1 protein-coding gene is annotated in these 255 nt (G+C 56.5%); it reads left to right on the top strand.

The window, feature by feature from the left end; genetic code table 11:
• Nucleotides 1–255, top strand: a 255-nt coding sequence (locus tag L6D80_RS29950) for a transposase (RefSeq protein WP_236183116.1), incomplete at both ends; no start/stop codon positions are given.

Consider the following 255-nt stretch of genomic DNA (forward strand, 5'->3'; position numbering starts at 1 on the left):
ACGTTTGCAAAAGCCTTGAAGCTGGCTGGAATTACACGAGTGAAGCAGCGTGCCAAAGGCAGCTTTGTTTCACCCGAACCTCGCAAGTCCTACGGCTACAACGAAACGCACCGACGCCAGTTGCCGGGGCAACGATATCCCAGCTGCCTGACTGATGCTGAATGGGCGCTGGTCGCCGATTTGTTTGAAACTCAGGGAGGTCGTGGTGTGCCACCGCGTCATTCTCGACGGATGCTGCTCGAAGCCTGCTGCTAT

This window comes from Pseudomonas ceruminis (assembly GCF_021602025.1).
Lineage (GTDB): Bacteria > Pseudomonadota > Gammaproteobacteria > Pseudomonadales > Pseudomonadaceae > Aquipseudomonas > Aquipseudomonas ceruminis.